Here is a 25,794-nt window from a genome sequence, read left to right as displayed (position 1 = left end):
AGCGGCACCCCAGCTGTCGCGTTACAGCGCGACAGAGCTGTGACGCAAGCGTGACACCGGCCGACGCGCCGCGCAAGACCTATTGTCGACCGGTATGCCGCCGCTACTCGCGAGGCGGGTTCAGCGGCAGCCACTCTTCGAGAGTCGTCTCGAAGATGTGCGCCCCGTCGACCGGGATGAGGGTGCGCTCCTCGATCTGCGCACCGTAGTACGGCGCAGCGTCATCACGCACGACCGTGCGAGGATCGCCACGGAAGGCCAGCGCGCGGCGCGCGAACTCGTCCATGCCGAAGGCCTCCGGGCCTGCGATCTCGATGTCGCCGGTCGGCTCACCGGCCGCAGCACGGGCCACTGCCGTGGCGACATCCTCGGCGGCGATCGGCTGGATCAGCGCCCCGGGCAGCGTCACTGTGTCGCCGTCGGTCGAGATGTCGGCGATGCTTCCCACGAACTCGAAGAACTGCGTGGCGTGCACGAGGGAGTATCGGATCCCGGAGTCACGGATCAGCGTCTCCTGTGCGACCTTCGCCGCGAAGTAGGGGATGTTCTGCGGGCGGTTCGTGCCGACGATCGTGAGAGCGACGTGGTGGGTGACACCGGCCGCGGCCTCAGCGGCGAGCAGGTTGCGAGTCGACGTGGTGAAGAACTCCAGCACATCGTCGGGGGCGAACGAGGGGGAGTTCGACACGTCGACCACGGTGTGGGCTCCGACGAGAACCTCCGCGAGGCCCTCGCCGGTGAGCGAGTTCACGCCGGTGTTCGGCGATGCGGCGACGGCGTCGTGGCCGTGCTCCGTCAGCTTCGCGACGACCTTCGAGCCGATGAGGCCGGTGCCTCCGATGACGACGATCTCTGCCATGTTCAAACCTTTCTTCGGTGACGACGCCCGGGTGGCGTCTGCCAGGTATGACCGCTGAGTGCCCGAAGATGTGACGCCTCGGGTTCTCAGATGCTGGCGGGCGTCTTCACCCTCCAGTCGTGATACCTCGTCGGAGCGATCGTCGCGGTCATCTCCGGCAGCAGGTCGCGGGCGGCGAGATGCGCGCCGAAGTACGTTCCGAGCGGATCCGGGACGACCTCCCGATCGTCCTGTCTCGCCCGCAGGTCGAGTGCCGCGAGTTCCGTCAGGCTGAACACCTCGGGGCCGCCGAACTCGATCATCCCGACACGGGGTTCTCCGAGCGCTGCCGTTGCGACCGCGTTCGCGACGTCGTCGGCCGCCATCGGCTGCACGAGCACATCGGCGATGTGCGCGGCTCCCTCGCGCAGGGCGTGGTCGGTGATGCTGCGGATGAACTCGAAGAACTGCGTCGCATGCACGAGGGTGTACGGGCGACCGGATGCCGCGATGAGGCGTTCCTGCTGATGCTTGGCGATGAAGTATCCGCCCTGCGCGCGTGCGAGGCGGTCGGTGCCCACGACCGACAGGGCGACGTGATGGGAGACGCCCGCGGCTTCGCCGTAGGCGAGCAGGTTCATCGTCGAGGTGGAGAAGAACTCCTGCGCACCGGCCTCGTCGGTGTACGACGAGTTCGACACATCGATCACCGCGGATGCGCCGGCGAGAGCCTCGTCGAGCCCCTCGCCGGTGAATGAGTTCACCCCCGTGGCGCGAGACGCGACGACGACGTCGTGTCCCGCGCCCTTCAGGACGCGCGTGACGCGGGTGCCGATCAACCCCGTGCCGCCGATGACTGTGATCCTCATGTCGCTCCTCCGATCGAGTGATGCGGACGAGCCCGCATGTACCTGGTTGACCGGCCGGCGGACCCGGCTGTGACGGAATCGCCAGGATTCGTCACAGATCGCGTCGCTCTCCGGTCAGAGCTGTGAGTGGGAGCGCCGACGGCGCGGAAAGGGGAGTGCGCATGCGGCGACCTCTGGTGCAGAGTGAAGACGTGACCGCGACACGTGACGAGCACAGCGGGTCGATCCGAGACCTCGGCACCGCAGTCTCGGTGTTCGCCGCCCAGCGCCGCCGACTGTTCGGCATCGCCTACCGGATGCTGGGCACCGTGGCCGACGCCGAGGACATCGTGCAGGAGACTTGGATCCGCTGGCAGAACACCGACCGGACCCAGGTGCAGGAACCCGCCGCTTTCCTCACGACCATCACGACGCGTCTGTCGATCAACGTTCTCCAGTCGGCTCGCGTGAAGCGGGAGACCTACATCGGGCCGTGGCTGCCTGAACCGGTCAACACCGACGACGATCCCTCGCTCGGCGCCGAGCGCGCCGAGGCGCTGCAGTTCGCGATCCTGCTGACGCTCGAGAAGCTCACCCCGACCGAGCGTGCGGCGTACATCCTCCGCGAGGCGTTCGACTATCCGTATCCCCGCATCGCCGAGATCATCTCGTCGAGTGCGGTGAGCGCTCGACAGCTGGTGAGCAGGGCTCGCGCGCACCTGGCCTCGGCGAAGCAGATCACCGTCGAGCCCTCGCATCAACGTCACCTGCTCGAGGCCTTCCTCGCCGCCGCGCGGAAGGGCGATGCCCGGGAGCTCGAGAAGCTCTTCGCCGCCGACGTGGTCAGCTACACCGACGGCAACGGGGTGAAGCTGGCGGCGCGGATCCCGGTGATCGGTCGTGGCCGCGTGGCGCAGTTCGTGGCTGCCTTCGCGCACCACTTCTGGACGGGCAAGTCGATCGGGTGGGTGGAGGTCAACGGTCAGCCCGCCGCGACGCTCGTCGAGAACGGTGAAGTCACCACGATGGTCACCGTCACGGCGTCCGACGAAGGGATCGAGCAGTTGCTCTGGGTGATGAGTCCCCAGAAGCTCGGACACATCACCGCGGTCGCGACATGACTCGCGGGCGGCATCCGGCTCGTCTGGGCCGGCGACCTCGGGATGCCTCCGAACCGATCGCTGTGGAAGAACTCCGGCTGGCGCTCGCCGCGGGCGACCGCGCCGGCATCCGCTCGATGCTGCACCCTGACGTGGTGATGATCATCGACAGCGGAGGTCGCATGCCGCAGTCGTCGACCGCCGTCGACGGGACCCACACGGCATCCGCGGAGCTGGCGGCACTGGTGGCGACCGGCCCCACGGTCTCGATCGCGTCGATCAACGGCTCCGCTGGACTCGTGCTGGAACGAGACGGCGCAGTCGTCGCGGCGGTGTCGGTCGAGAGCAGATCAGGGCTGCTCTCGCGCATCTGGGTCGTCTGCAACCCCGACAAGCTCACCCACTGGAACCGACGCCGCGACGGCTAGAGCGTGATGTCGGATGCCGAGGCGAGCGCCCGCCACTCGGTCGATCGGGCGCTGCGCCGGTCGAGCACATCGGCATCGAGCAGCGGGCCGACATCCAGCCCCGTCACCCGGATGATCTCGGTGATCGGAACCTGGAAGGTGCGGAATGCGCCGAGCGGCGGAACCGCGAAGAGACCGTCCGGTGACTCGACGAGCTCTGACTGATCGAGCACGAACCCGGCCGCTGACAGACCGTCGGGGCCCTGCCACGCCGCGATCTTCCAGAACAGAAGAGGGATGCGGATGCCGCGGTACGGCGGATCGTCGTCTCCCAGCACAGGGGCCGTGAACACCGAGATCCGCTGATCCGTCGTCTCGGCATACTCGAGCACGTGGTCTTCCAGACCGAGCCAGAGCTCTGCGGACTGATTGAAACCGGCGGCCTGCGGGGCGGCGTTCGGATAGAAGAACGTCGCCTCGGTCGCCGCCCGAGCGTCGTCGACATCACCCCAGCCGGGGTCGCGTCGGCGCACGAGGTGGCCGCGATCGAGGTCGTTGCGCGCATACACCTCGGGTCCGGTCTGCAGTGCTGCATCGACTCGGGGGTCGAGCTGCCAGTCCCCGGTGCGGGGCAGCTCGCGCAGCAGCGCCCCGTCGATGTTCACGCCCGTCACGGCGGCCAGGCGGCGCTCGCGGTCGAGCAGCACGCTGAAGTGGGGGTAGGTCAGCTCCGTCGCATCGCGGGCCGGCCCGGGCAGGGGCACTCGCGTCGGAAGGAAGTCGAGGTCGTATCCGTCTGCCATACCGACATACTGCCTGGTTCCACCGACATCGCCCCGGCCCCGCCGCACACGCGAACGCCCCCTCCGAAGCGAGCTCGGGAGGGGGCGTCCGCGGTCAGCGACTCACGGCGTGGGCATGCCGCCGTTGACGTTGAGCGTCTCGCCGGCGACGTAGCTCGACTCCGCGGAGGCGAGGAAGACGTAGGCGGGGGCGAGTTCTGCGGGCTGGCCCATGCGGCCGAGCGGGGTGTCCTCCCCGAACTCCGGGAGCTTCTCCTGCGGCTGTCCGTCGCTCGGCTGCAGCGGCGTCCAGATCGGTCCCGGTGCCACGGCGTTCACACGGATGCCCTTCGGCGCGAGCTGCTCGGCGAGGCCCTTCGTGAACGCGTTGATCGTGGCCTTGGTCGATGCGTAGTCGACGAGGATTCCCGACGGCGAGTAGGCCTGGATCGACGTGGTGTTGATGATGGTCGAGCCTGCCGGGAGGTGCGGCAGCGCGGCCTTCGTGATCCAGAACATCGCGTAGACGTTGGTCTTGAAGGTGTCGTCGAACTGCTCGTCGGTGATGTCGGTCAGCGACTCCTTGTAGATCTGCTTGCCGCCGTTGTTGACGAGGATGTCGAGGCCGCCGAGCGCACCGACCGCCTCCGAGACGAGCGTGCGGCAGTACTCGGGGTCACGGAGATCACCGGGGATCTGCGCCACGGTCGCGCCGGCGTCGCGGAGGATGCCGGCGATGCGCGCCGCATCCTCTTCCTCTTCGGGCAGGTACGAGAGCGCGACGTCCGCGCCCTCGCGTGCGAAGGCGATCGCAGTCGCCGCGCCGATGCCGGAGTCGCCGCCGGTGATGAGCGCCTTGCGCCCGGTCAGTCGGCCGGTGCCGCGGTAGCTCTCCTCACCGAGGTCGGCCTTCGGACCGAGGTCGGCATCGAGGCCGGGCTCCGGCATGTGCTGCTTCTCGGGTTCGATGTCGGAGTAGAGCTCGGCCGGGTTGGTGAAGGTGTACTGGTCGCGAGACATGGGGGTTCCTCTCGATCGCTGGTCTGGGGGTATGTCTCCAGCGTGCGCCGACGTCGGAATGTCGGCCAGCACCTTGCGTCTCACGCCGAGGGTCGCTAGAGAGGACGCCGAGAAGGGGTCGACCCGTGCGGACGCCGGGAGTAGCCTCGCCGCATGGCCCGACTCATCTACTCCATGATCACGTCGCTCGACGGATACGTCAGCGGGCCGGACGGCGGGTTCGACTGGGCGCTCGACGACGACCTGCACGACTTCATCAACAAGCAGTTCGCAGACGTCGGCACCTACCTCTACGGGCGGCGCATGTACGAGACCATGGTTTATTGGGAGACCGCTCATCTCGAACCCGATCAGCCGCAGGTCGGCATCGACTACGCGCGGGTGTGGCAGGCCGCGCAGAAGGTCGTCTTCTCGAAGACCCTCGCCGAGGTGTCGAGCGAGCGCACCCGGCTCGAGCGCACGTTCGATCCGGAGGTGATCGCGCGGTGGAAGGCTGAGTCCGACAGCGACTTCTCCGTCGACGGCCCCACTCTCGCCGCCGAGGCGATCCGCGCGGGACTGGTCGACGAGTTCGGTCTCTTCATCGGACCGGCGATCGTCGGTGGTGGCAAGCTGTTCTTCCCCGACGGGGTGCACGTCGACCTGGAGCTCGCCGAGGATCGGCGCTTCGACAGCGGCGTGATGTTCCTCCGCTACACGACGCGGGTGTGACCGGAAGCGGCCCGCGTGATCAGGGGCGTACGCGAACGGTACGGCCCTCGAAGGTGACCAGATCGCCGTCATGCAGCTGGCGTCCGCGCCGTCGATCGACCTCGCCGTTGACCTTCACGAATCCGTCGATCACGACCTCCTTGGCGTCACCGCCCGAGTCGAGCAGTCCCGAGTACTTCAGGAACTGGCCGAGGCGGATCATCTCTCCGCCGATGGAGACATCGTCGATCGGACCGGAATTCGTCATGACTCCGATGGTATCCGGCGGTGCTCAGCTGCGAGCGAGCGCCGCGTTCACCGCGGATGCCGAGTACTCGCGCTCCACCACCATCGCCGCGAGCCCCACGGCTGTCGCCTTCTCGCCCAGTGTCGATTGGCTGATGCTCAGGTGCCGGGTCGCGCGGGGCAGGGATCGGGGATAGAGGGTCTCGCGGACTCCGGCCAGCAGCGGCGGCGATGCCAGCATCCCGCCGAGCACCACCTCCGAGGGGTTGAGGAGCGAGACGACCGTCGCGACGACCTCGCCGATCACCCGACCCGCCTCTTGAGTGAGTCGCGCGGCATCGGGGTCGCCGTCAGCGAGGTAGGTGCCGACATCCGAGGCTGACGAGGCGGGCTTGCCGAGCTGGGTGAGCGCCCTGGCCACTGCTCGGCCTGATGCCGCGGCCGCCAGACATCCGTGCGCTCCGCACTGGCACAGCAGGTCGTCGTGCCCGGCGATCTTCACATGGCCGATGTCACCCGCCCCTCCGTCGGTGCCGCGGTATGCCCGGCCACCCAGCACGATGCCGGTGCCGATGCCCGACGAGACCTTGATGAAGCACAGGGAGCGTGAATCGGGATGCGCTGCGCGCTGCTCACCCAGTGCGGCGGCGTCGGCGTCGTTCGAGACCAGCACGGGGACGCCGAGGGCGTCGTGCAGGTGATCGGGGATCGGGTAGGCGTCCCAGCCGGGCATGATCGGCGGCTGCGAGGGGCGCTCGGTGTCGGGGTCGACAGGACCGGGGATGCTGAGCGCGATCGCAGCCACATCCTCGCGGCGGATGCCGGCCTGCGACAGCAGGCGCTCGGCGTGCTCGGCGATCGCGTTGAGGGTCGCGTCGGGTCCGTCGGCGACGGCGACCTCGATGCGCTCCTCGGCGGTCACGCGTCCGGCGAGATCGGTCAGGGCGACGGTGGTGTGCGTGGTGTCGACGTTGGCGGCGATGACGTGCGCGTGAGCGGTGTTGAACTCGAGGCGCCGTGACGGTCGACCCGAGGTGACCTTCTCGGTTCCCGACTCGATGATGAGTCCCGCCTCGAGAAGCGCGTCGATGCGCGTGGCGACGGTCATCCGCGACATCCCGGTGACGTCGAGCACATCGCCGCGCGTGAAGGCGCGGCGCTCTCTGATGAGATCGAGGACTTCCCCGGGACCGGACATCGAACCTCCTGACGACGAGATCAGCTTAATGCTTGACAGCTAGGCGACTTATGTCTAGCTTTTAGTCTTAATGGGAGTCGACCCGACGGCTCAGTCCTGCATTTCCAGCGCAAGGAGGCGCATAGTGAATACCCGTGCGACAGCAGCAGCAATGGCCGCGGTGTGCGTGACGGCGCTCGCCCTCACCGGATGCACGAGCTCCGGCGACGACGACGGCGGCGATACCGGCATCACCTTCTGGCTGCAGGAGGACCTTCCCGATCGGGTGGCCGCCACACAGGAGATCGTCGACGCGTTCACCGACGAGACCGGCATCGAGGTCGAGGTCGTCTCGGTCGCGGAAGACCAGTTCGCCCAGCTCATCACCTCGTCTGCCGCGGCCGGCGACCTGCCCGACGTGATCGGCGGGATCTCGCTGCCTCAGGTGCGCACGCTCTCGGCCAACGAGTTCGTCGACACGGATGCCGTCGCGGCGACGATCGACGCGCTCGACGCGTCGACGTTCTCCGAGAACGCGCTCGCCCTGACCTCCGACGGCGACACCAGCCTGGCGATCCCGAGTGAGTCGTGGACCCAGATGCTCTTCTACCGCACCGACCTCTTCGAGGCCGCGGGCCTGGACGTCCCCGACTCGTACGAATCGATCCTCGAGGCCGCGAAGACCCTCGACTCGCCCGAGGTCGCCGGTTTCGTCGGCGCCACCGCCCCGGGCGACGCCTTCACCGAGCAGACCTTCGAGCAGATCGCGCTAGGTAACGGATGCGAGCTCGTCAACGAAGACGGTGACGTCGAGCTCGACTCGGATGCCTGTGTCAGCGCGTTCGAGTTCTATGGCGAGCTGACCGGCGACTACTCGGTGCCGGGTGCGCAGGACGTCGACACGACCCGCGCCACGTACTTCGCGGGCGACGCGGCCATGTTCATCTGGTCGAGCTTCGTGCTCGACGAGCTGGCAGGCCTGCGTGAGGATGCGAAGCCCTCGTGCCCCGAGTGCCTCGCCGACCCGGCCTTCCTCGCGGCGAACACCGGCGTGGTCACGTCGATCGCCGGACCCGACTCCGATGCCGCGGCGCAGTTCGGCGAGATCACCTCGTGGACCATCACCGAGGGAGCGAACACCGACGCGTCGCAGTCGTTCGTCGAGTACATGATGAGCGATGGCTACGAGCCCTGGATCGCGATCGCGCCCGAGGGCAAGGTTCCCGTCCGCACCGGCACCCCCGAGGATCCGACGATGTTCTCCGACATGTGGGCGACGCTTCCCGCCGGAGTCGACACCAAGGCTCCTCTGTCCGACTTCTACGCACCCGAGGTCCTCGATGCTGTGGCCGCAGGGCCGGAGGATCTCGCCCGCTGGGGCATCACCCAGGGCCAGGGCTCGCTGCTCGGCGCGCTGCAGGGCGAGCTTCCGGTCGCGACGGCGGTGAGTGATGTCGCCCAGGGCGGTGACCCGGCTGACGCCGCGTCGACCGCCGCCGAGACCGTGCGCTCGATCGCAGAGTCGCTGAAGTGAGCAGAGTCGTCGAGGGGTCCGGGCTCGGGGCACAGCGCCCCGAGCCCGGCACCACGCCGCCGAGACCGACCGGCGCGATGAAGCCGCGGCGCGGGTCGAGGCACAGTCGGGAGGAGAACCGGGCGGGGCTGCTGCTCATCTCGCCGACCTTCATCATCATCCTGGTCGCCGTCGTCCTGCCGATCATCTGGGCGATCTCCCTCGCGTTCCAGGACGTCCGCCTGATCAACATCCGCGGCACCGGGATCATCGGCGACTACACCCTCGACAACTTCATCGACGTGCTGACGTCGCCCGGCTTCTTCAGCGCGCTGTGGACCACGGTCGTCTACGCCGTGTGCGGCACGGCGCTCGCGATCGGCATCGGCCTCGCCGCCGCCCTCGCCCTGCGCAAGCCGTTCCGCGGGCGCGGCCTCGTGCGCGCCTCGCTGCTGTTGCCGTACGTCGCCCCGGTCGTGGCCGCGACGTTCGTGTGGTCGACGATGCTCAACCCGCAGTTCGGCATCGTGAACTGGTTCGGCACCACCGTGCTCGGATGGGAGGAGCCGATCGCGTTCCTCTCGGACCGCGCCCTGCCCGTGAGCATCTTCGGGTGGGAGGTCGAGCTGCCGATGGCGCTGATCACCGTCATCCTGTTCGAAGCCTGGCGATCCTTCCCGTTCGCCTTCCTCTTCCTCACGGCCCGACTCGAGGCGGTCCCGGCCGTGCTCGACGAGGCGGCCAGGGTCGACGGCGCGACCCCCACGCAGCGCTTCCGGCACATTCTTCTTCCGCAGCTGCTGCCGACGATCGCAGTGCTCTGCGTGCTGCGCTTCATCTGGACGTTCAACAACTTCGACGACATCTACCTGCTGACGGGTGGCGGAGCCGGCACCGAGGTCGTCTCGGTGCGGGTGTTCGACCTGCTCACCGCTCGCGGTGACATCGGCGCCGCCGCCGCTCAGGCCCTGGTGCTCGCGGCCATTCTCGCCGTGCTCGTCGGCGTCTATCTGAAGATCTTCGGCCGACAGGAGGAGCAGGCATGAGTGCGACGACCGACGCCGTCACCGAGGCCCGGCCCGCCAGACGCGGATTCGACCGCGACGGCTTCGAGAACGCCCTCTTCCGCATCCTCCGCCCGATCGTCATCCTGCTGCTGGTGCTCGCCGCCGTCGTGCCGTTCTACTACATGGTGCTGCTCAGCTTCCGCTCGCTCGACTCGCTGCTGCAGAACCCGGGCGCGCTGTGGATCACGATCGAGGAGCTCGACTTCTCGACCTACCTCGACGTGCTGGCGCCCGTGGACGCCGGCGGGCAGGGCTTCATCGTCTTCATGCGCAACTCACTGCTGGTCGCTCTCGCGACGGTCGTGCTCACGCTCCTGGTGTCGATTCCCGGTTCGTATGCCGTCAGCCGACTGGCCTTCTTCGGTCGCCGTCAGGTGTCCGGCCTGTTCCTCGCGGTGTACTTCTTCCCTGCGATCCTGCTGGCGGTGCCGCTGTTCGTGTTCTTCACGCAGATCGGGCTGCGCGGCTCGCTCGTCGGACTGCTCATCGTCTACGTGTCACAGGTCGCGGCGGTGTCGATCTACACGCTGCGCAACTACTTCGCCACGATCCCGGTCTCGCTCGAGGAGGCTGCGGCACTCGACGGGTGCACCCGGTTCCAGATCATGCGCCGGGTCAGCATCCCGCTCGCCATGCCCGCGATCGTGTCGAACGGACTGTTCATCTTCATGATCGCCTGGAACGAGTTCCTCTTCGCTCTGCTGTTCCTCGTCGAGAAGCGCGATTCATGGACCGTCTCGCTGGGCCTCTCCCAGCTCTCCGGCAGCATCGAGGTTCCCACCACGGTCCTCATGGCCGGTTCCGTGATCCTGACCCTGCCCATCATCATCCTCTTCTTCGCCTCCGAGCGGCTCCTCGTCGGAGGCCTCACCGCCGGTGCGGAGAAGGGCTGAGTCCCCGCTGGAAAGAAGGCCCCCCGTGCCCCACGTCGTGCAGTTCTCCGCCGTCCGAGAGGTCGAGCTTGTCGAGATCGCGCCGCAGCCGCTGACATCCGGAAGCGTGCGGATCTCCACCTGGTACTCGGGCATCTCAGCCGGCACCGAGCTCACCGCCTACCGCGGCACCAACCCGTATCTCACCTCCACGTGGGACGCCGACCGACGGCTCTTCGTGCCGGGTGAGCCCAGCTTCGGCTACCCGGTCTCGGGCTGGGGCTACTCCGAGGTCGGCGAGGTGACCGAGGTCGCGGACGACGTGAGCGGAGTGCGGGTCGGAGACGTGGTGCACGGCATCTGGGGACACCGCAGTGACGCCGTCGTGCCGGCATCCGCGGTCGTGGGGCGGCTCGTGCCCGACGGCGCCGATCCCGTGCTGGGGACTTTCGCGCGGGTGGGAGCGATCGCTCTGAATGCCGTGCTCGCCGCCGACGTGCGGCTCGGCGAGCAGGTCGCGGTGTTCGGACAGGGCGTGATCGGCCTGCTCGCGACTCGCCTCGCCACCCTCGCCGGCGGTCGGGTCACGGCTGTCGACACCCTCGCGACCCGGCTGGCGATGGCCGAGGTCTTCGGCGCACGCCACACGGTCGACGCGTTGCGGGAGGGTGGCGCCGGAGAGTCGATCCGCGAGATCACGGGCGGCGGGGCCGACAGTGCGATCGAGCTGTCCGGCACGGATCGCGCCCTGCACGAGGCGATCCGAGCGGTGAGGCCCGAGGGGCTCGTCGCCGCTTCCGGCTTCTATCAGGGTGGAGCTGCCCACCTGCGCCTGGGGGAGGAGTTCCACCACAACCGCGTGCGGATCGTCGCCAGCCAGATCTCTGGAGTGCCTGTCGCGCTCGGCGGCCGATGGGACCAGGCTCGTCTCGTGCGCACCGTCATGGCGCTCATCTTCGACGGATCGGTGGATGCCGGGGCGCTCGTGTCCGACATCGTGCCGTCGGCCGATGTCGCCGCGGTCTTCGACAGGCTCGACGCAGGCGACCCCGACATCATGCAAGCCCTGCTCCGCTTCGACGCCGCCCCCGAGCGTCTCCGGTGAGCGGCATCCCCGACCATCGCCCGCTCGTCCCGGACCGGCGTCGCGCGATCGGCATCGTCGGCGCGGGGGCGATCGCCCGCAGCGCCCACCTTCCGGCATACGGCGCGTGGGGCCTCCCTGTCGTGGCCGTGACGTCGCGGACTCGCGGTGACGCCGAAGCGCTCGCCGCGGACTTCGGCATCGAGACCGTCCACGAGTCCGTCGAGGCGCTGCTCGCGGATCCCCGTGTCGACATCGTCGATCTGGCGACCGGGCCGACCGGTCGCGTCGAGCTGATCGCCGCGGCAGTGGCAGCGGGCAAGCACGTCCTCGCCCAGAAGCCTCTCATCAGCGACCCCGCTGATCTGCCGCGTCTGCGCGAGGTGCTCGCTGATGCGCGTGAACGGGGGATCCGCGTGGCGGTGAATCAGAATGCGCGGTGGGCTCCGGCCTGGCGCCTCGCGTCTCTGCTGATCCGTGACGCCCGGATCGGAGAAGTGGTGGGGGTCACGCATCTGCACGACAAGCCGCTGCCGCCACTCGTGGGCACGCCGTTCGACGACGTGCCGCACATGCTCCTGAACGACTACCTCGTGCACTGGGTCGACATCACCCGCTGCTGGCTCGAAGGATCCCGGGTGGTCGAGATCGCGGCCCGCGACCACCGCGTTCCCGGCCAGCCCGCCGCCGCCCGGAACCCGTGGGGGGCAGACCTGCGGATGCAGACGTCGACGGGGGCGAGCGCATCGATCCGCATCGTGGGCAACGCGCGGACAGACGCCGGCGGGTGCCCGTTCTGGATCCACGGGACCGAAGGGACCCTCCGCGGCAGCATCCTGCTCGGCTCCGACCGGCTGGTGCTCGAGCGCGACGGAGAGAGCACCGAGTTCGACCTCGACGGCCAGTGGTTCTCCGACGGATTCGCCGGCGCGATGGGCGAGCTGCAGTGCGCGATCGACGAGGAGCGCGAACCCGAGAACTCGGCCGAGCACGTCCTCGCCACGGTGCGCGCGACGTTCGCCGCCGTCGAATCCGCTGAACTCGACGGCGCACCCGTGCGCCCCCACGACCTCGAACTGACGACAGCCCTCGCCGGGCGGAGTGGAGCAGCGTGACCGTCCTCGATGAGATCCCCGTCGGGCCCGACGCCCGGGTGTACGCGGAGGGCTGGCAGAGCTGGAGCCCGACCACGTGGCACGGCCAGGGCGACCCGATCCTCCGGCCGGCCGAGCCGTGGCAGCACGCCATGCGCTTCCGGCCGGGAACCGAGGTGGCGACGGATGCGGTTCAGGGCGAAGGGCTGCTCGTCGTCGATCCGGGCGACGGTGCTCCCGCTCGGGTCTTCGGCACGCTCGACGCCCGCCGCGAGGTGCCCACACTGCGCGCCCGCTGGCACGGCGACCGGGTGATCGTGGACGCGATCGGCGATGTCGCCGACGTCTCGTCGTGGACTCCGGATGCCGGTGGCGACGACACGGGCCCCTCTGCGCTCGCCGCGTTCGGTGACCGCTTCGGCGCAGCCGCCGGTGCCCGGACCGCCGCTCGGTCACCTCGCGTGTGGTGCACCTGGTACCAGTACTTCGAAGACGTGCGGGCTGCTGACGTGATCGAGAACCTTCGGGCGATCGACGATCGAGGGCTCGACGTCGACGTGGTGCAGATCGATGACGGCTGGAGCCTCGGCACCGGCGAGTGGACCGCGCCGCACCCCCGATTCGGGTCACTCGCCTCCGCGGTCGATGCGATCCGCGAGACCGGGCGCCGCGCGGGGATCTGGGCCGCGCCTTTCTCGGTCGGCGCCGGCTCGACCGTCGCCCGGGAGCACCCCGAGTGGCTCGTCGGCGACGCGGGGCGCAACTGGGGCGACGACCTCCGTGGGCTCGACCTGACGCATCCGGGAGTGCGCGAATACCTGGCCACCGTGTTCGGCGACATCCGCGATCTCGGGATCGACTACGTCAAGCTCGACTTCCTCTACTCCGGGGCGATCCCGGGGGCACGGTGGGATGCCGACGCCACGCCGATCTCGGCCTACCGCTCAGGGCTCGAGCTCATCCGCGAGGTGCTCGGCGACGACGCCTTCATGCTCGGGTGCGGTGCTCCGATCCTCCCGAGCGTCGGACTCGTCGACGCGATGCGGGTCTCGGGAGACACCTTCCACGAGGGTGGCGAGGACGGCTCGCAGGGACTCCGCGGGCGGATGTCGCTCGAGGCCAGGTCGTGGCAGCACGGCCGGTTCTGGGTCAACGACCCCGACTGCCTCGTCGCGCGACCGGAATTCGCCCTCCGAGACGAGTGGGCTGAGGTGGTTCTCGCGGCGCCCGGGATCCGAGGGTTCTCCGATCGCATCGACGGTCTCGATGCACGCGGCATGCACCTCGTCCGCGAGCTTCTGAAGGAGTCGGTGGCATGAAGACCAAGATCCAGCTCGAGCAGCGCCTGGCCCCCCTGATCGCGCAGCTCTATCCGGATGCCGCGCCCGAGGTGCTCGCGGCGCTGCTCGAGCTCGCTGAGACCTGGCGTGACCGCCTGTCGCCGGCCGCGAAGGCGCGTCCGGATCAGAGCACCGCCTACCTGATCACCTACGGCGACTCGTTCCGGCGGGCCGGCGAGGCGCCGCTGCACACCCTCGCGGGAGTGCTGCGGGAGCACATCGGCGACGTCATCAGCGATGTCCACCTGCTGCCCATCTACCCCTGGACCTCGGACGACGGCTTCGGCGTGCTGGATCACCGTGAGGTGAACCCGGCGCTGGGCACGTGGGATGACGTCGCCGACCTGCGTGAGGAGTACGCCCTCGCCCTCGACTTCGTCGCCAACCACATCTCGAGCTCGTCGCACTGGTTCCGCCGCTGGCTCGAGCGGGACGAGCGGTTCGCCGGGTACTTCCTCGATCCCTCTCCCGACTTCGACGTCTCGCACGTCGTGCGTCCGCGCACCACCCCGCTCGTCCACGAGTACACGCGGCCCGACGGCTCGACGGCCCGTGCCTGGACGACCTTCGGGGACGACCAGATCGACGTCGACCCGAGCACGCCCGCGGTGCTGCTCGACCTCACCGACATCCTGCTCGGCTACCTCGCTCATGGGGCGACGACCGTGCGCCTCGACGCGATCGGCTACCTCTGGAAGGAGTCGGGCACCACCTGCATCCACCTGCCGCAGACTCACGCGATCATCCGCATCTGGCGCGCACTGGTCGACGAGCTCGCACCGGGCACGATGCTGCTCACCGAGACCAACGTCCCCCACGCCGACAACATCACCTACTTCGGCGACGGTGGTGACGAGGCGAACATGGTCTACCAGTTCGCTCTGCCGCCTCTGGTGCTGCACGCGTTCGTGACCGGACGGGCGACGGCGCTCGCCGCCTGGGCGAGCAGGGTGGGACCGGTGAGCGACACCGCGACCTGGTTCAACTTCCTGGCCAGTCACGACGGCATCGGGCTGCGCCCCACAGAAGGACTGCTGACCGACGACGATCGCGCCCTGCTCGTGGAGCGCACCCTGGCCCGCGGTGGCCGGGTCTCGATGGCACGTCGCCCCGACGGGAGCGAGGGGGTCTACGAGCTGAACACGAACTACCTCGAGGCACTCGTCGATCCGCAGGACCCCGACCCCGACGCATCGGCTGTGACCCGCGGCCTCGCGGCGCACGCGATCCTGCTGTCGCTGGTCGGAGTGCCCGCGATCTACCATCACTCGCTCTTCGGGTCCGAGCAGGACCACGCGGGAGTGCAGGAGAGCGACATCGCGCGTCGCATCAACCGCGAGGTGCTCGACGCCGACCGTCTGCGCGAGGAGCTGCAGGTCTCGGACCGTCGAGCGGGCATGCTCGACGGCGTGCGGGCGATGCTGGCGGTACGACGCGAGATCGCCGCGTTCTCTCCGTTCGCGTCGCAGCACATCGAGTCGCTCGACGACCGCGTGCTCGTGATCCGTCGGGCGGCCGGCACCCCGGATGAGGTGACGGCGGTCGTGAACGTCAGCGACGCGATGGTCGATCTGCCGTCGGTGAGCGGCACGGATCTGCTCACCGGCACGCGTCACGAGGGGCTTCGCATCCCACCCTTCGGATACGTCTGGCTCGCGGTCAGCCCAGCGCCTTCTGAATCCGCACGCTGAGGCGGTCGGCGGCCCTGGTGGTCAGCGACCGGCGGCTCGCCGTCCGCCGGGCCGTCGTCTGCAGCGCGATCCTCACATCCGATCCGCCGGTCGTAAGGGGAGTCGTCACGATCGTCACGTCGGCCGGTGCCTCGAACAGCGACCCGCGGGTGCTGAACGCGACCGAACGGCTGTCGAAGTATCGCCGCTCGACGTGCTTCAGGTCGGTCACGAGGTGCTGCAGTGCCTGCACGACGGAGTCCGCTCGAGCGGGTGTGTAGAAGTAGGTGTGCGCCGTGACTGGCATGGATCCCCCCGGTGTCCGCATCGTCGGCGCGCGACGGCGACCGAACTCACTGAGAGAGACCCGACGAGCGACGGATCATGACGCTACGCGCGGGAATCGCCTGCGGGAACCGGGTTCCGCTGCCGGCACGTCTGGCCGAAACCGCGTCGAGCCGCCGACCCCATGGGGCCGGCGGCTCGAAGAACGACGAGGGTGATCAGTCGTCGATGTCGGTGCCGACGACCGCGTAGTCGGCGCTGAAGTCGATGTCGATCGAGCGGCGGTCGCTGGTGAGCACCGACGCGTCGTAGGGGCTGACCTCGTCGTTGTCGGCGTCGAGGTCGGTGATCATCCCGTCGGCCTCGGCCAATGCGGCATCCACGAGGGCACGGATCGCGGCCTCGTCGAGGGTGTGGGTGGGAGCCGTGTCGTCGTCCTCCTGCTCGGTCGAGATCACGGTGGCGGCGCGGTCGGCATCCACTCGCACCTCGGTCTCGCTGCCGTTCGCGGCGGTCAGCTGGACCTCCCAGGTGCCGTCGCGCTTCGCGTCGATCGAGGTGACGTCGCCCTCGGCGGCTCCGCGGGCGGCATCCGCGATGTCCACGAGCTCGTCGGCCGAGTCCGTGCCGATCCCGGTCACGGGGCCGCCGCCCTGCGGAGCGCCCTGATCGTCGCTGTCGCTGTCGTCACGGTCGTCGCCGGGCTGTCCACCGCGGTCTCCGTCGTCGTCGTGGGGTCCGTCCGAGACCGAGGGGCGGTCATCGTCGTCGCCGATGTCGTCCCCGATGGCTGCTCCGACGGCCACGCCTCCACCGGCGAGGATCAGGGCAGCGGCGACTCCGCCGCCGATCAGCAGAGCGCGCTTGCGACCGCGCTTCGCGGGAGCTGCGGACGCGGATGCCGGGGCGGCGTTATCAGCCGCGAGCGGCGCGACGGGAACGGTCTCACCATCGTGGGACGGCGTCGCGGTGGGCGCGGGGGGTGCGGGCGGTGCTGGGGGAGTCGCGTTCGTCGGGAGGTTCTCGGGCGTCTGGTCGGGGGTCGGGTTCTTGTCGTTCATGTCTCGATGCTCTCGCGGCAGTGCTGAAGCCACCCTGAAGCGTCCTGAAGGCGTCTTCAGGAAGCAGGGGCGTCTCGGCCGCAGTGACACGCACCACCTGCAGGATCAGGGCACGGATGCAGGACGAGACATGGATCCTGTTCCCGCATCCGTGCTCGGGTCCTGCAGACGGCCCGGATACTGAGGTGCCAGGTCCTGCAGACGGCCCGGATGCTGAGGTGGCAGGTCCTGCAGACGGCCCGGATGCTGAGGTGGCGGGTCCTGCAGACGGCCCGGATGCTGAGGTGGCAGGTCCTGCAGACGGCCCGGATGCTGAGGTGGCGGGTCCTGCAGACGGCCCGGATACTGAGGTGCCAGGTGCTGCAGACGGCCCGGATACTGAGGTGCCAGGTCCTGCAGACGGCCCGGATACTGAGGCGTCAGGTCCTGCGGACGGCCCGGACGCCGAGAGAGTGTCAGTCCGAGAGGGGCAGGGCCACGACGAAGCGCGCGCCGCCCCAACGGGAGGCGTCGACCGAGACGGTGCCGCCGCCGGCCACGGCGATGCCCTGCACGATCGCGAGGCCGAGACCGCTGCCTCCGGCATCCCGGCTGCGCGCCTCGTCGAGCCGCACGAACCGTTCGAAGATGCGCTCGCGCTCGTCGGGCGGCACGCCGGAGCCGTCGTCCTCGACGGTCACGAACACCCACGAATCCTGCGGGATCACGCTGATGGCCACGCGAGCCGCGCTGTGCCGGACGGCGTTGTCGGCGAGGTTGCGCAGCAGCTGACCGAGCAGGCGGGGGTCTCCGGTGACACGGGCCGCACGGATGCCGGAGCCGTCGACCTCGACGCCGCGAGACCTCAGCCGCCTCACCTCAGCGAGCGCGAGGTCGTCGAGATCGATCGCCTCGTCGTGCGTGCCGCCGCCCTCGTCGAGCCGGGCGAGCAGCAGCAGCGATTCGACGATGCCCTGGAGCCGGAGTCCTTCATCGGACACGACCTCCGCGAGCTCGCCGATGCTCGTGGTGGCCGGGTGGGCCTGCGCGAGCTCGGCGTGCTGTCGGATCGTCGCGAGCGGGGAGCGCAGCTCGTGCGACGCATCGGAGACGAAACGGCGCTGCGCCGTCGCCGAGGCGTCGAGGCGATCCAGCATCCGGTTCATGGTGGTCGCGAGCGCCGCGATCTCGTCCGATGACGGCGGCACCTCGACGCGCCGATGCAGGTGCTCGGCGGTGATCCCGTCGACCTCTTCGCGGATGCGCGTGACCGGTCGGAGGGCCCGTCCGACGACCAGCCACGTGGTCACGGCGACGAGCAGCAGCAGCAGCGGCACGGCCACCGCGAGCAGCAGCGCGACCGTCGACAGCGTCTCGACCCCGTCTTCGATCGACACCGCCAGCACGAGGGTGTCGTCGTCCTCGATGCCGTCGGAGACCACGAGCATGGGCTCGCCGGCGATCGTCAGGGTCTGCGCGCCGTCGGAGATCGGCAGAGCGGTCGACCCCAGTTCGTCGCGCGCATCCTCACTGGCGGCGCGCACCGATCCGTCGCCGCCGATGATCTGCACGATCTCGTCGTCGAGGGTGTCGATGCCGCGTTCGCCGCCCGGTCCGCCGCCGGGGCCGTCGAAGCGATCGGCGAGTTCGTCGAGGCGCTGCTCGGCGGCACGCTCCGCGCTCGCGTGGATGCTGGAGCTCAGGATGCCGTAGAACGAGAACGCCCCGATGAGCAGGGCGACGGCCACGACGAGCGTCGCGCCGAGGGTCGTCCGGGCGCGCACCGATCGGAATGAGCGCCTAGCCACCGTCGGCCGCCAATCGGTAGCCGGCACCGCGGATCGTCTCGATCGCCTCGCGTCCGAAGGGCTTGTCGAGCTTGCGGCGCAGGTGTCCGACGTAGACCTCGACGATGTTGGGGTCGCCGTCGAAGTCGTCGTCCCATACACCGTCGATCAGCTCGCGCTTCGAGAGCACCTGACCTCGATGACGCATCAGGTGCTCGAGCACGGCGAATTCGCGGGCGGTCAGCGTGACCGGAGTCTCGCCCCGCCAGACATGGTGCGACGAGGGGTCGAGCTTCAGGTCTCCGGCTTCGAGGACGGCCGGGCGGGCCACGGCTCCCCGGCGCACGAGGGCGCGGATGCGGGCGACGAGGATCGCGAAGGAGAACGGCTTCGTCACATAGTCGTCGGCGCCGGTCTCGAGGGCCTCCACCTGATCCCACTCGCCGTCCTTGGCGGTGAGCATCAGCACGGGCGTCCAGTTCTCCTCGGCGCGCAGGGCCTCGCACACCTTCCAGCCGCTCATGCCGGGCATCATGAGGTCGAGCACGATCGCGTCGTATCGGGTCTCGCGCGCACGCCAGAGCCCGTCGACGCCGTTGTTCGCCACGTCGACCGCGAAGCCCTCGGCCTCGAGTCCCCGGCGGACGGCGTCGGCCAACCGCACCTCGTCGTCAACCACCAGGATCCGCATTCCTCCAGTGTGGCGGGCGCACGCTGAATCCGGGCTGAAGCGGGGTCGTCGCGCCTCATCGCCGCATCCGGCCTGCACCCGGGGGCGTTGTCGCGGTGAGCGGAGGCGCACACGGAATGACCATTGGCCACTGAGCTCCCGTGTGGTTGCATGAGGGAATGACCGGACTCCGGGGGGACAGGTCGAGAGGTGCACGGCTGCTTCTCGTCGTTGCGACGACCATGATGCTCGCAGGGTGCGCGACGGCCACCGCCGGCCCGCCTGGCGCATCGCCATCTGCATCTCCGAGTCCCACTCCCACGGCAGCGTGCCCGCAGATCGAAGGCGTCGATCTGCCTCCGGACTGCGCGCCCTACGACCCCGACGACGCGATGGCGCAGAACGAGCGCTACCGCGATCGCGTCGACCTCTCGGAGGAGAGCCGAGCCGCCGCCGAGAAACCGGCGAACGACATCCGCGCCGGCCTCGAGTCGCTCCGCACTTCCGGCGGCCTGTCGGTCGCGGCTGTGGAGGAGGTCTTCGCCGACGCCGGCCTCGCCTACGTCCAGACGCTGGGCGACGAGCGGGCCGTGGCCTTCGGTGCAGCTGCTCCCGAAGGGGGATGCATCTTCGGCGAGGTCTCGGCCGACGTGCTCACGGTCGAGATCGGCGGCGTCATCATGGACGGCGGATGCCTGCCGGCAGTCGGGCACTGACCGACGGGTTGAGATCAGGCGTCGGTGCGGAACCCTGCGGCCTTGTGGGTGCCGTCGCAGAACGGCTTGATCGTCGAGAGGCCGCAGCGGCACAGCGCCACGGTGCGGCGCGTGACCTCGATCGGCTCGCCGTCGGATGACTCCAGCACCGCCGCGCCCCGCACGAGCAGCGGTCCGTCGGGGTAGGCGGTGATGGTGACGGCATCCTCGCGCGCGCTCATCGTGCGTCCCTCGGCCGCAGCGAGGATTCTCCACGCGTCCACGAGTCGAGCATGTGACCCGCTGCCCAGCCGTCCACGGTCAGGCAGGCGGCCGCGCCGAACATGATGTCGGGCAGCAGCTCGGGGTGATCCTCCGCCAACCCGCCGGCGAGGTCACGCGCCGCGATCTGCTCATGCACGGCATCCGCTTCGACGTGCTCATCGAAGTAGTCGGTCACGTCCTCACCGAACCCGAGGCGCCGCAGGCCGTCGGCGTACAGGCGGTTCGGGATCGACGAGGTCATCTCGAACGCGGCGAGGTGTCCGACGATGGCGCCGAGGAGGCGCCGGTTGACGCCGAACATCGACATCGAGTTCAGCGAGGCGAGCGTGATGGCCGGCACGTCGTCGACGTATCCGCCGTAGGTGTCGTCGAGTCCGGCGCCGCGCATGGCGCGAGCGAAGATCGTCGCGTGCACGCGGTCGGGCCGCCCGCCGCCGTACTCGTCGGACTGGATCTCGACGAGCGCCGCCTTCGCACGCCCGTGCAGGCGCGGGATCGCCCACGAGTGCGGGTCGGCCTCGCGCAGCGTGTAGATCGAGCGCTGCATGAAGAACTCGTGCATCTGCTCTTCCGTCGCCTTCTTCGCGACGTAGCGCGACAGGCTGGGACCCGTGTCGGCCTCGGCGAGGGCGAAGAGGGCCCGCCCGACGGCATCGACGGTCGGCTCGGGGAGTTCGGGCATCGGGACAGTCGCCCGCAGTGCCCGCTCGAACGCGTGCTCGAGGATTCCCCGTGTCGCGATCAACGCCGGATCCCACTCGAGGGCGGGGTCGAGCTCGGGAAGAGACCCGTACGACGAGGCGTAGAGCACGAAGAGCGCGAGCTGGATGTCGTCGTCGCGCACGACGTCATCGGTCGAAGCGAGCGCAGCCTCGGCCCTGGCACCGAGATCGTCGGCGTCTTCGCCGGTCAGTCGGCGGATGACGGCGTCGCTGAGGGGACCTCTCGCGGTGATGCCGTGAACGGCGGACGAAGTGAGTGCTGGCGCAGACATGGAGATGCTCCCAAGAGTCGGATGCTTGCAGTCTCACCCCGGTGATCAGCGCACGGGAAGGGGATTGACGGCGACGCATCGGATGCGGAAGGGCGGATGCCGCAGCGTTCGGATCTGTGACGTCGCCGCGCCGCCTAGGCTGGAACCATGAACAAGAACTCGCTCTGGACCATCGTCGGCGTCGTCCTCGCCGTGGTGATCGCCTGGTGGATCGTCAGCGCGCTGTTCTCGATCCTGTGGTTCATCGCCAAGCTGGCGATCGTGCTCGTCGTCGCGGTCGTGGTGTTCCTCGTGCTGCGCGGGCTCTTCACCTCGAAGGCCGACTGACCGCGCCCGACCGAAGGTCGCTGAGGGTCAGGCGACCGGGACGTTCGCCCCGATCCGATACCTCGCGGCGCGGTGCGTGTCCTGCACGCGGTCGCCCTTGCCCTGCAGCTTGTTGCGGAGGGTGCCCGGCGTGTACTCCTCGGGGTAGACGCCGCGTTCGCGCAACACCGGGATGACGTGCTCGATGACGTCCTGCCAGGTGCCGGGAGTGACCGCGTAGGCGAGGTTGAAGCCATCGATGTCGGTCTCCTCCACCCACGACTGCAGCTCGTCGGCGATCTCGACGCCCGAGCCGACGATGGTCGGGCCGAGGCCGCCGATCGCGTTGTGGCGTCCGAAGTCGCCGACGGTCCACTCGCGTCCGAGGTCGGCCTCCTCCTTCAGGTGCTGCAGCACCGACTGGATGGCGTTCGACTCGACGTTGCCGACGGGCTCGTCCTCGGCGTACTGCGAGAGGTCGACGCCCATCCAGCCCGACATGAACGTCAGCGCGCCCTCGGGGCTCGCATACGAGAGGTACTCGGCGTGCTTCGCCGCGGCATCCTCGCTCGTCGCCCCGGTGATGACCGTGAGCAGCGTGTAGATCTTCGCGTCGTATCGGTCGCGGCCCGCCTCTTCGAGTGCGTCGCGGATGCGCTTCACGGTGCCGGCGAGCACCTCCTTCGACGGGGCGGCGACGAAGATCGCCTCGGCGTTCTCCGACGCGAAGCGCACGCCGCGGGGGCTCGCTCCGGCCTGGTAGATGACCGGCGTGCGCTGCGGTGACGGCTCGGAGATATGGATGCCGGGAACGCTGAAGTGCTTGCCCTCGTGGCCGATGGGGTGCACCTTCGACGGGTCGGTGAAGATGCCGCGCTCACGGTCCTCGACGACCGCGTCGTCTTCCCACGACCCCTCCCAGAGCTTGTAGAGCACCTCGACGTATTCATCGGCATGGTCGTAGCGGTCGTCGTGCGCGAGCTGGTCCTCCTGGCCCATGTTGCGCGCGGCGCTGGGCAGGTAACCGGTGACGACGTTCCAGCCGACGCGTCCGTTGGTCAGGTGGTCGAGCGTGCTCAGACGTCGTGCGAACGGGTACGGGTGCTCGAAGGCGGTGCCGGCGGTGATGCCGAATCCGAGGTGCTCGGTGACGGCGGCCATCGCGCTGACGAGCAGGATCGGATCGTTGACCGGAACCTGGGCGCCGTTGCGGATCGCCGCCTCGTTCGTCCCGCCGTAGACGTCGTAGGTGCCGAGGACGTCGGCGATGAAGATGCCGTCGAAGGTCGCGCTCTCGAGCAGCTTCGCGAGGTCGGTCCAGTACGAGATGGTGTTGTACTGGCGCGATCGATCGTCAGGATGCCGCCACAGGCCGGACGACTGGTGGGCGACGCAGTTCATGTCGAAGGCGTTGAAACGGATCTGACGGGTCATGGGGACCAGCAAACCCGTCGATCGACCTCCCGGCCACCCCGGTGACATGCGCCGACACATTCGCCGAGTGGTCGGGGCGGGTCAGTCGCGGTCGCGGTCGACGGTCTTCATGGTGGAGGTGATGGGTCGGGGATCCGGCATGATCGTGTCGACCTGCGGTTTGGCATTCGCCTGTGCGCGGCACCACACGACGAATCCGACCGCGGTGAAGACGCCGTAGAACACGTACATCAGGCCCGTGGCGTAGAAGCCGGAGCTGAACAGCAGCGGCACGCCCACGATGTCGACGGCTATCCAGATGAGCCAGAACTCGGTCCAGCCCTTGGCCATGCCATAGGTGGCGAGCAGCGAGCCGACGAACGTCCAGGCATCCGCCCACACGGGCTCCCACGAGCCGAGCGCGCGGAACAGGGGAGTGAGGGCGATCGTGCCGATCACCATCACGAGCACCAGGCCGATGCGGGCGCTGTTGGGCGCCCATCGCGGGGTCACGCGCCCACCGTTCGAGGCGGCCTGGCGCCAGCGCACCCAGCCGTAGATCGCGACGATGATGAACATGATCTGACGCCCGGCCTGGCCGAGCAGATGCGGCAGCTCGTGGTCGGGATTCAGGATCGACCCGAGGAAGACCGTGAGCAGCAGCAGATTGCCGACGATGCCGACCGGCCACGCCCAGATCTTGCGCTGCATGCCGCCGAGGGCGCTCGCCAGGCCGAACGCGTTGCCGACCACTTCGCGGATCAGCAGCACCTGACCGCCGGGGAGCACCCACTGCGAGTTGAAGGCGTCAGCGAGCCAGAGCAGCGGGTTCACGGGCGCTCGTCCGGGAACGGGCGCTCATCGAGCACCAGCTGCAGGAAGGTGAGATCGAGCCAGCGATCGAACTTGGCGCCGACCTGCGGCATCCGTCCGACCTGCATGAAGTCGAGGCGCTTGTGCATGATGATCGACCCCGTGTTGCTGCTCTCGATCGCCGCGACCATGACGTGCTTGCCGAGGCGTCGCGCGCGGTCGATGAGCTCGATCATGAGCGCCTTGCCGATGCCGCGCCCGCGCTGCCCCTCGCGCACATAGACGGAGTGCTCGACCGTATGGCGGTAGCCGCTGTGCGGGCGCCAGTCGCCGAATGTCGCGTAGCCGAGGACGCCGGTGTCGTCTACGGCGACGATCACGGGGTAGCCGCGCTCGGTGCGATCGGCGAGCCAGGCGGTGCGGTCATCGACCGTGACGGCCTCTTCGTTCCAGATGGCGGTCGTGGTCAGCACCGCGTCGTTGTAGATGGCGGTGATCGCCTCGACGTCGGCGGTCTCGGCATCCCGGATCTGGTGGTCGCTCATCGGGTCTCCTGCATCTGCGCTCGGGTGCGCACGGGACGACGGTAGCAGGATGCCGGGGTGGGGTCGGTCTCCGAGGGCTCGCCGCGGCTTCCCTCCTGTGCCGCGTGCAGGACCGGGGCACGTCTGCAGGGCGAGATCCCTCAGATCCTCCTGCATCCATGCGGCGGCCCTGCAGACGGTCCGGGTCCACGGAGTCTCGGAGGGCTCGCCACGTCGGTTCAGGTGTGAAGTTACCGACCGAGATTCGAACAGCGGCGTCGGTGTCAGACGTGCACGTCGGCGGGCGATTCCTCACCCTCGTGGAAGCTCGGCTTCTTGCCGATCAGGCGACCGATCCCGAGGATGATCCCCACGATGATCAGACCCGCGATCAGACCCGCGATGGCCGAGAACAGCGTGTCGCCGATCCAGACGATGACACCGCCGGCCGGCTCGAGGAAGTGCTCGATGCCGTGCAGGATGTCGGCGCCGAAGTGCACGCCGACCTCGCCGAGGTTCACGAGCAGCAGGTGCCCGCCGACCCACAGCATCGCGACGGTGCCGAGGATGCTGATGAAGCGGAAGACCGCCGGCATCGAGCGCACGATGCGCGTGCCCGTGTGGCGAACTCGCTGGGACGGGTTCTTCGCCATCTTCAGACCGATGTCGTCGATCTTCACGAGCAGGGCGACTGCACCGTAGACGACGCCGGTCATGAGCAGCGCGATCACGGCGAGGATCGCGAGGGTCGTCCAGATGTCGAGGCCGGCCTCGAGGTTGGCGAGCGAGATCAGCATGATCTCCGTCGACAGGATCAGGTCGGTGCGCACCGCGCCCCACACGAGCTTGTTCTCGTTGCGGGCGCTCTCATCGGCATGGCCGTGCTGCACGCCGAACCATTCGAGCACCTTCTCGGCCCCCTCGAAGCAGAGGTAGGCGCCACCGAGGATCAGCAGATACGGCAGCACCCACGGCGCGAAGGCAGTGAGCAGCAGTGCGATGGGGATGATGATGACGAACTTGTTCGCGAGAGATCCGAGGGCGATCTTCGCCACGACCGGCAGCTCGCGCGCGGGCGTGATGCCCTGCACGTACTGCGGGGTCACGGCGGCGTCATCGATCACGACGCCGGCGGCCTTGGCCGAAGCCTTCATCGCCGCGCTGAGAATGTCATCGACGACGGCGAGCAGTCCTACCGACATGTGTGTCTCCCTGGTGTGTATGTAGCGGAGCA

Annotated in this window: 28 protein-coding genes; 12 read left to right on the top strand and 16 right to left on the bottom strand. The window is 68.9% G+C overall.

The window, feature by feature from the left end; translation table 11 throughout:
- Nucleotides 1-103: 103 nt before the first annotated feature.
- Nucleotides 104-859, bottom strand: coding sequence for an SDR family oxidoreductase (locus BMW26_RS17135; protein ID WP_053098200.1), 756 nt, complete (start codon nucleotides 857-859; stop codon nucleotides 104-106).
- Between the two features lie 86 nt (nucleotides 860-945).
- A complete protein-coding gene (locus BMW26_RS17130) occupies nucleotides 946-1,707 on the bottom strand; it encodes an SDR family oxidoreductase (protein WP_072592135.1) in 762 nt (253 codons plus the stop codon).
- Nucleotides 1,708-1,898: 191 nt separating this feature from the next.
- Here BMW26_RS17130 and BMW26_RS17125 point away from each other — a divergent pair, with 191 nt between their 5' ends.
- Both BMW26_RS17125 and BMW26_RS17120 read left to right on the top strand, forming a co-directional pair.
- Complete coding sequence (locus BMW26_RS17125; protein WP_232224499.1) at nucleotides 1,899-2,807, top strand: RNA polymerase sigma-70 factor; 909 nt, start codon at nucleotides 1,899-1,901, stop codon at nucleotides 2,805-2,807.
- A 62-nt stretch (nucleotides 2,808-2,869) separates the two neighbouring features.
- Nucleotides 2,870-3,214 carry a hypothetical protein gene (locus BMW26_RS17120; protein WP_056275539.1) on the top strand — a complete coding sequence of 115 codons (345 nt, stop codon included), beginning with the start codon at nucleotides 2,870-2,872 and terminating at the stop codon, nucleotides 3,212-3,214.
- On the opposite strand, the gene BMW26_RS17115 is transcribed toward BMW26_RS17120, so the two are convergent.
- A complete protein-coding gene (locus BMW26_RS17115; protein ID WP_056275536.1) occupies nucleotides 3,211-3,996 on the bottom strand; it encodes a DNA/RNA non-specific endonuclease in 786 nt (261 codons plus the stop codon). The genes BMW26_RS17120 and BMW26_RS17115 overlap by 4 nt on opposite strands.
- A 102-nt stretch (nucleotides 3,997-4,098) precedes the next feature.
- On the bottom strand, nucleotides 4,099-4,995 hold the full coding sequence (locus BMW26_RS17110; protein ID WP_053098197.1) for an SDR family oxidoreductase: 897 nt from the start codon (nucleotides 4,993-4,995) through the stop codon (nucleotides 4,099-4,101).
- A 153-nt stretch (nucleotides 4,996-5,148) separates the two neighbouring features.
- On the opposite strand from BMW26_RS17110, the gene BMW26_RS17105 reads away from it, so the two are divergent.
- Nucleotides 5,149-5,706 (top strand): dihydrofolate reductase family protein, encoded by a 558-nt coding sequence (locus tag BMW26_RS17105; protein WP_072592134.1) that lies wholly within the window; start codon nucleotides 5,149-5,151, stop codon nucleotides 5,704-5,706.
- Between the two features lie 19 nt (nucleotides 5,707-5,725).
- Here BMW26_RS17105 and BMW26_RS17100 read toward each other — a convergent pair whose 3' ends face one another.
- Both BMW26_RS17100 and BMW26_RS17095 read right to left on the bottom strand, forming a co-directional pair.
- Entirely contained in the window at nucleotides 5,726-5,953 is a 228-nt protein-coding gene (locus tag BMW26_RS17100) for an RNA-binding S4 domain-containing protein (protein WP_053098195.1), read from the bottom strand.
- Nucleotides 5,954-5,977: 24 nt separating this feature from the next.
- Nucleotides 5,978-7,129: an ROK family protein gene (locus BMW26_RS17095; protein ID WP_053098194.1), complete on the bottom strand. Its 1,152-nt coding sequence runs from the start codon at nucleotides 7,127-7,129 to the stop codon at nucleotides 5,978-5,980.
- A 124-nt stretch (nucleotides 7,130-7,253) separates the two neighbouring features.
- On the opposite strand from BMW26_RS17095, the gene BMW26_RS17090 reads away from it, so the two are divergent.
- The 7 genes from BMW26_RS17090 to BMW26_RS17060 are packed head-to-tail and all read left to right on the top strand — an operon-like array spanning nucleotide 7,254 to nucleotide 15,769.
- Entirely contained in the window at nucleotides 7,254-8,642 is a 1,389-nt protein-coding gene (locus BMW26_RS17090) for an ABC transporter substrate-binding protein (RefSeq protein ID WP_157557457.1), read from the top strand.
- Nucleotides 8,639-9,667, top strand: a complete 1,029-nt coding sequence (locus BMW26_RS17085; RefSeq protein WP_072592132.1) for a carbohydrate ABC transporter permease — start codon at nucleotides 8,639-8,641, stop codon at nucleotides 9,665-9,667. The genes BMW26_RS17090 and BMW26_RS17085 overlap by 4 nt, the downstream gene beginning before the upstream one ends.
- On the top strand, nucleotides 9,664-10,581 hold the full coding sequence (locus BMW26_RS17080; RefSeq protein ID WP_083569409.1) for a carbohydrate ABC transporter permease: 918 nt from the start codon (nucleotides 9,664-9,666) through the stop codon (nucleotides 10,579-10,581). The genes BMW26_RS17085 and BMW26_RS17080 overlap by 4 nt, the downstream gene beginning before the upstream one ends.
- A gap of 25 nt (nucleotides 10,582-10,606) precedes the next feature.
- Nucleotides 10,607-11,665 (top strand): zinc-dependent alcohol dehydrogenase, encoded by a 1,059-nt coding sequence (locus BMW26_RS17075; RefSeq protein ID WP_072592131.1) that lies wholly within the window; start codon nucleotides 10,607-10,609, stop codon nucleotides 11,663-11,665.
- A complete protein-coding gene (locus BMW26_RS17070; RefSeq protein WP_072592130.1) occupies nucleotides 11,662-12,759 on the top strand; it encodes a Gfo/Idh/MocA family protein in 1,098 nt (365 codons plus the stop codon). Before BMW26_RS17075 ends, BMW26_RS17070 begins: the two co-directional genes overlap by 4 nt.
- A complete protein-coding gene (locus tag BMW26_RS17065; protein WP_072592129.1) occupies nucleotides 12,756-14,057 on the top strand; it encodes a glycoside hydrolase family 36 protein in 1,302 nt (433 codons plus the stop codon). Before BMW26_RS17070 ends, BMW26_RS17065 begins: the two co-directional genes overlap by 4 nt.
- Nucleotides 14,054-15,769 (top strand): sugar phosphorylase, encoded by a 1,716-nt coding sequence (locus tag BMW26_RS17060; RefSeq protein WP_072592128.1) that lies wholly within the window; start codon nucleotides 14,054-14,056, stop codon nucleotides 15,767-15,769. The genes BMW26_RS17065 and BMW26_RS17060 overlap by 4 nt, the downstream gene beginning before the upstream one ends.
- Here the strand turns inward: BMW26_RS17060 and BMW26_RS17055 are convergent.
- From BMW26_RS17055 to BMW26_RS17040, 4 genes are all read right to left on the bottom strand, one after another.
- Nucleotides 15,738-16,055, bottom strand: a complete 318-nt coding sequence (locus BMW26_RS17055) for a hypothetical protein (RefSeq protein WP_072592127.1) — start codon at nucleotides 16,053-16,055, stop codon at nucleotides 15,738-15,740. The genes BMW26_RS17060 and BMW26_RS17055 overlap by 32 nt on opposite strands.
- A gap of 196 nt (nucleotides 16,056-16,251) precedes the next feature.
- On the bottom strand, nucleotides 16,252-17,094 hold the full coding sequence (locus BMW26_RS17050) for a PepSY domain-containing protein (protein WP_232224498.1): 843 nt from the start codon (nucleotides 17,092-17,094) through the stop codon (nucleotides 16,252-16,254).
- 455 nt (nucleotides 17,095-17,549) lie between these two features.
- Nucleotides 17,550-18,881, bottom strand: a complete 1,332-nt coding sequence (locus BMW26_RS17045) for a sensor histidine kinase (protein WP_072592126.1) — start codon at nucleotides 18,879-18,881, stop codon at nucleotides 17,550-17,552.
- On the bottom strand, nucleotides 18,874-19,551 hold the full coding sequence (locus BMW26_RS17040; RefSeq protein WP_072592125.1) for a response regulator transcription factor: 678 nt from the start codon (nucleotides 19,549-19,551) through the stop codon (nucleotides 18,874-18,876). Before BMW26_RS17040 ends, BMW26_RS17045 begins: the two co-directional genes overlap by 8 nt.
- Before the next feature lie 158 nt (nucleotides 19,552-19,709).
- Between BMW26_RS17040 and BMW26_RS17035 the strand changes: the two genes are divergently transcribed.
- A complete protein-coding gene (locus tag BMW26_RS17035; RefSeq protein ID WP_056275524.1) occupies nucleotides 19,710-20,246 on the top strand; it encodes a hypothetical protein in 537 nt (178 codons plus the stop codon).
- 14 nt (nucleotides 20,247-20,260) lie between these two features.
- Here the strand turns inward: BMW26_RS17035 and BMW26_RS17030 are convergent, their stop codons facing one another.
- Both BMW26_RS17030 and BMW26_RS17025 read right to left on the bottom strand, forming a co-directional pair.
- Complete coding sequence (locus tag BMW26_RS17030; RefSeq protein ID WP_053098184.1) at nucleotides 20,261-20,467, bottom strand: CDGSH iron-sulfur domain-containing protein; 207 nt, start codon at nucleotides 20,465-20,467, stop codon at nucleotides 20,261-20,263.
- Nucleotides 20,464-21,504: an iron-containing redox enzyme family protein gene (locus BMW26_RS17025; RefSeq protein ID WP_072592124.1), complete on the bottom strand. Its 1,041-nt coding sequence runs from the start codon at nucleotides 21,502-21,504 to the stop codon at nucleotides 20,464-20,466. Before BMW26_RS17025 ends, BMW26_RS17030 begins: the two co-directional genes overlap by 4 nt.
- 147 nt (nucleotides 21,505-21,651) lie before the next feature.
- Here BMW26_RS17025 and BMW26_RS17020 point away from each other — a divergent pair, with 147 nt between their 5' ends.
- Complete coding sequence (locus tag BMW26_RS17020) at nucleotides 21,652-21,831, top strand: hypothetical protein (RefSeq protein WP_053098182.1); 180 nt, start codon at nucleotides 21,652-21,654, stop codon at nucleotides 21,829-21,831.
- Nucleotides 21,832-21,858: 27 nt separating this feature from the next.
- Here BMW26_RS17020 and BMW26_RS17015 read toward each other — a convergent pair whose 3' ends face one another.
- The 4 genes from BMW26_RS17015 to BMW26_RS17000 all read right to left on the bottom strand — a co-directional run bounded on the left by BMW26_RS17015 (nucleotide 21,859) and on the right by BMW26_RS17000 (nucleotide 25,762).
- Nucleotides 21,859-23,244, bottom strand: a complete 1,386-nt coding sequence (locus tag BMW26_RS17015; protein WP_053098181.1) for an LLM class flavin-dependent oxidoreductase — start codon at nucleotides 23,242-23,244, stop codon at nucleotides 21,859-21,861.
- An 81-nt stretch (nucleotides 23,245-23,325) separates the two neighbouring features.
- Complete coding sequence (gene pnuC, locus BMW26_RS17010) at nucleotides 23,326-24,057, bottom strand: nicotinamide riboside transporter PnuC (RefSeq protein WP_187249190.1); 732 nt, start codon at nucleotides 24,055-24,057, stop codon at nucleotides 23,326-23,328.
- A complete protein-coding gene (locus tag BMW26_RS17005; protein WP_072592123.1) occupies nucleotides 24,054-24,581 on the bottom strand; it encodes a GNAT family N-acetyltransferase in 528 nt (175 codons plus the stop codon). The genes pnuC and BMW26_RS17005 overlap by 4 nt, the downstream gene beginning before the upstream one ends.
- 263 nt (nucleotides 24,582-24,844) lie before the next feature.
- Nucleotides 24,845-25,762: a DUF808 domain-containing protein gene (locus BMW26_RS17000; protein ID WP_053098178.1), complete on the bottom strand. Its 918-nt coding sequence runs from the start codon at nucleotides 25,760-25,762 to the stop codon at nucleotides 24,845-24,847.
- Nucleotides 25,763-25,794 lie beyond the last annotated feature (32 nt).

This window comes from Microbacterium sp. 1.5R (genome assembly GCF_001889265.1).
In the GTDB taxonomy this organism is placed as follows: Bacteria; Actinomycetota; Actinomycetes; order Actinomycetales; family Microbacteriaceae; genus Microbacterium.
The sequence above is the reverse complement of the archived record's forward strand: the minus strand, read 5'-3'. Positions and strand labels throughout refer to the sequence as shown.

What these genes read in the sequence shown, in the direction of transcription:
- BMW26_RS17135 (WP_053098200.1), bottom strand. Translation starts at nt 859, where the DNA reads ATGGCAGAGATCGTCGTCATCGGAGGCACCGGCCTCATCGGCTCGAAG.
- BMW26_RS17130 (WP_072592135.1), bottom strand. Translation starts at nt 1,707, where the DNA reads ATGAGGATCACAGTCATCGGCGGCACGGGGTTGATCGGCACCCGCGTC.
- BMW26_RS17115 (WP_056275536.1), bottom strand. Translation starts at nt 3,996, where the DNA reads ATGGCAGACGGATACGACCTCGACTTCCTTCCGACGCGAGTGCCCCTG.
- BMW26_RS17110 (WP_053098197.1), bottom strand. Translation starts at nt 4,995, where the DNA reads ATGTCTCGCGACCAGTACACCTTCACCAACCCGGCCGAGCTCTACTCC.
- BMW26_RS17105 (WP_072592134.1), top strand. Translation starts at nt 5,149, where the DNA reads ATGGCCCGACTCATCTACTCCATGATCACGTCGCTCGACGGATACGTC.
- BMW26_RS17100 (WP_053098195.1), bottom strand. Translation starts at nt 5,953, where the DNA reads ATGACGAATTCCGGTCCGATCGACGATGTCTCCATCGGCGGAGAGATG.
- BMW26_RS17095 (WP_053098194.1), bottom strand. Translation starts at nt 7,129, where the DNA reads ATGTCCGGTCCCGGGGAAGTCCTCGATCTCATCAGAGAGCGCCGCGCC.
- BMW26_RS17080 (WP_083569409.1), top strand. Translation starts at nt 9,664, where the DNA reads ATGAGTGCGACGACCGACGCCGTCACCGAGGCCCGGCCCGCCAGACGC.
- BMW26_RS17060 (WP_072592128.1), top strand. Translation starts at nt 14,054, where the DNA reads ATGAAGACCAAGATCCAGCTCGAGCAGCGCCTGGCCCCCCTGATCGCG.
- BMW26_RS17055 (WP_072592127.1), bottom strand. Translation starts at nt 16,055, where the DNA reads ATGCCAGTCACGGCGCACACCTACTTCTACACACCCGCTCGAGCGGAC.
- BMW26_RS17050 (WP_232224498.1), bottom strand. Translation starts at nt 17,094, where the DNA reads ATGAACGACAAGAACCCGACCCCCGACCAGACGCCCGAGAACCTCCCG.
- BMW26_RS17040 (WP_072592125.1), bottom strand. Translation starts at nt 19,551, where the DNA reads ATGCGGATCCTGGTGGTTGACGACGAGGTGCGGTTGGCCGACGCCGTC.
- BMW26_RS17035 (WP_056275524.1), top strand. Translation starts at nt 19,710, where the DNA reads ATGACCGGACTCCGGGGGGACAGGTCGAGAGGTGCACGGCTGCTTCTC.
- BMW26_RS17030 (WP_053098184.1), bottom strand. Translation starts at nt 20,467, where the DNA reads ATGAGCGCGCGCGAGGATGCCGTCACCATCACCGCCTACCCCGACGGA.
- BMW26_RS17025 (WP_072592124.1), bottom strand. Translation starts at nt 21,504, where the DNA reads ATGTCTGCGCCAGCACTCACTTCGTCCGCCGTTCACGGCATCACCGCG.
- BMW26_RS17020 (WP_053098182.1), top strand. Translation starts at nt 21,652, where the DNA reads ATGAACAAGAACTCGCTCTGGACCATCGTCGGCGTCGTCCTCGCCGTG.
- BMW26_RS17015 (WP_053098181.1), bottom strand. Translation starts at nt 23,244, where the DNA reads ATGACCCGTCAGATCCGTTTCAACGCCTTCGACATGAACTGCGTCGCC.
- BMW26_RS17005 (WP_072592123.1), bottom strand. Translation starts at nt 24,581, where the DNA reads ATGAGCGACCACCAGATCCGGGATGCCGAGACCGCCGACGTCGAGGCG.
- BMW26_RS17000 (WP_053098178.1), bottom strand. Translation starts at nt 25,762, where the DNA reads ATGTCGGTAGGACTGCTCGCCGTCGTCGATGACATTCTCAGCGCGGCG.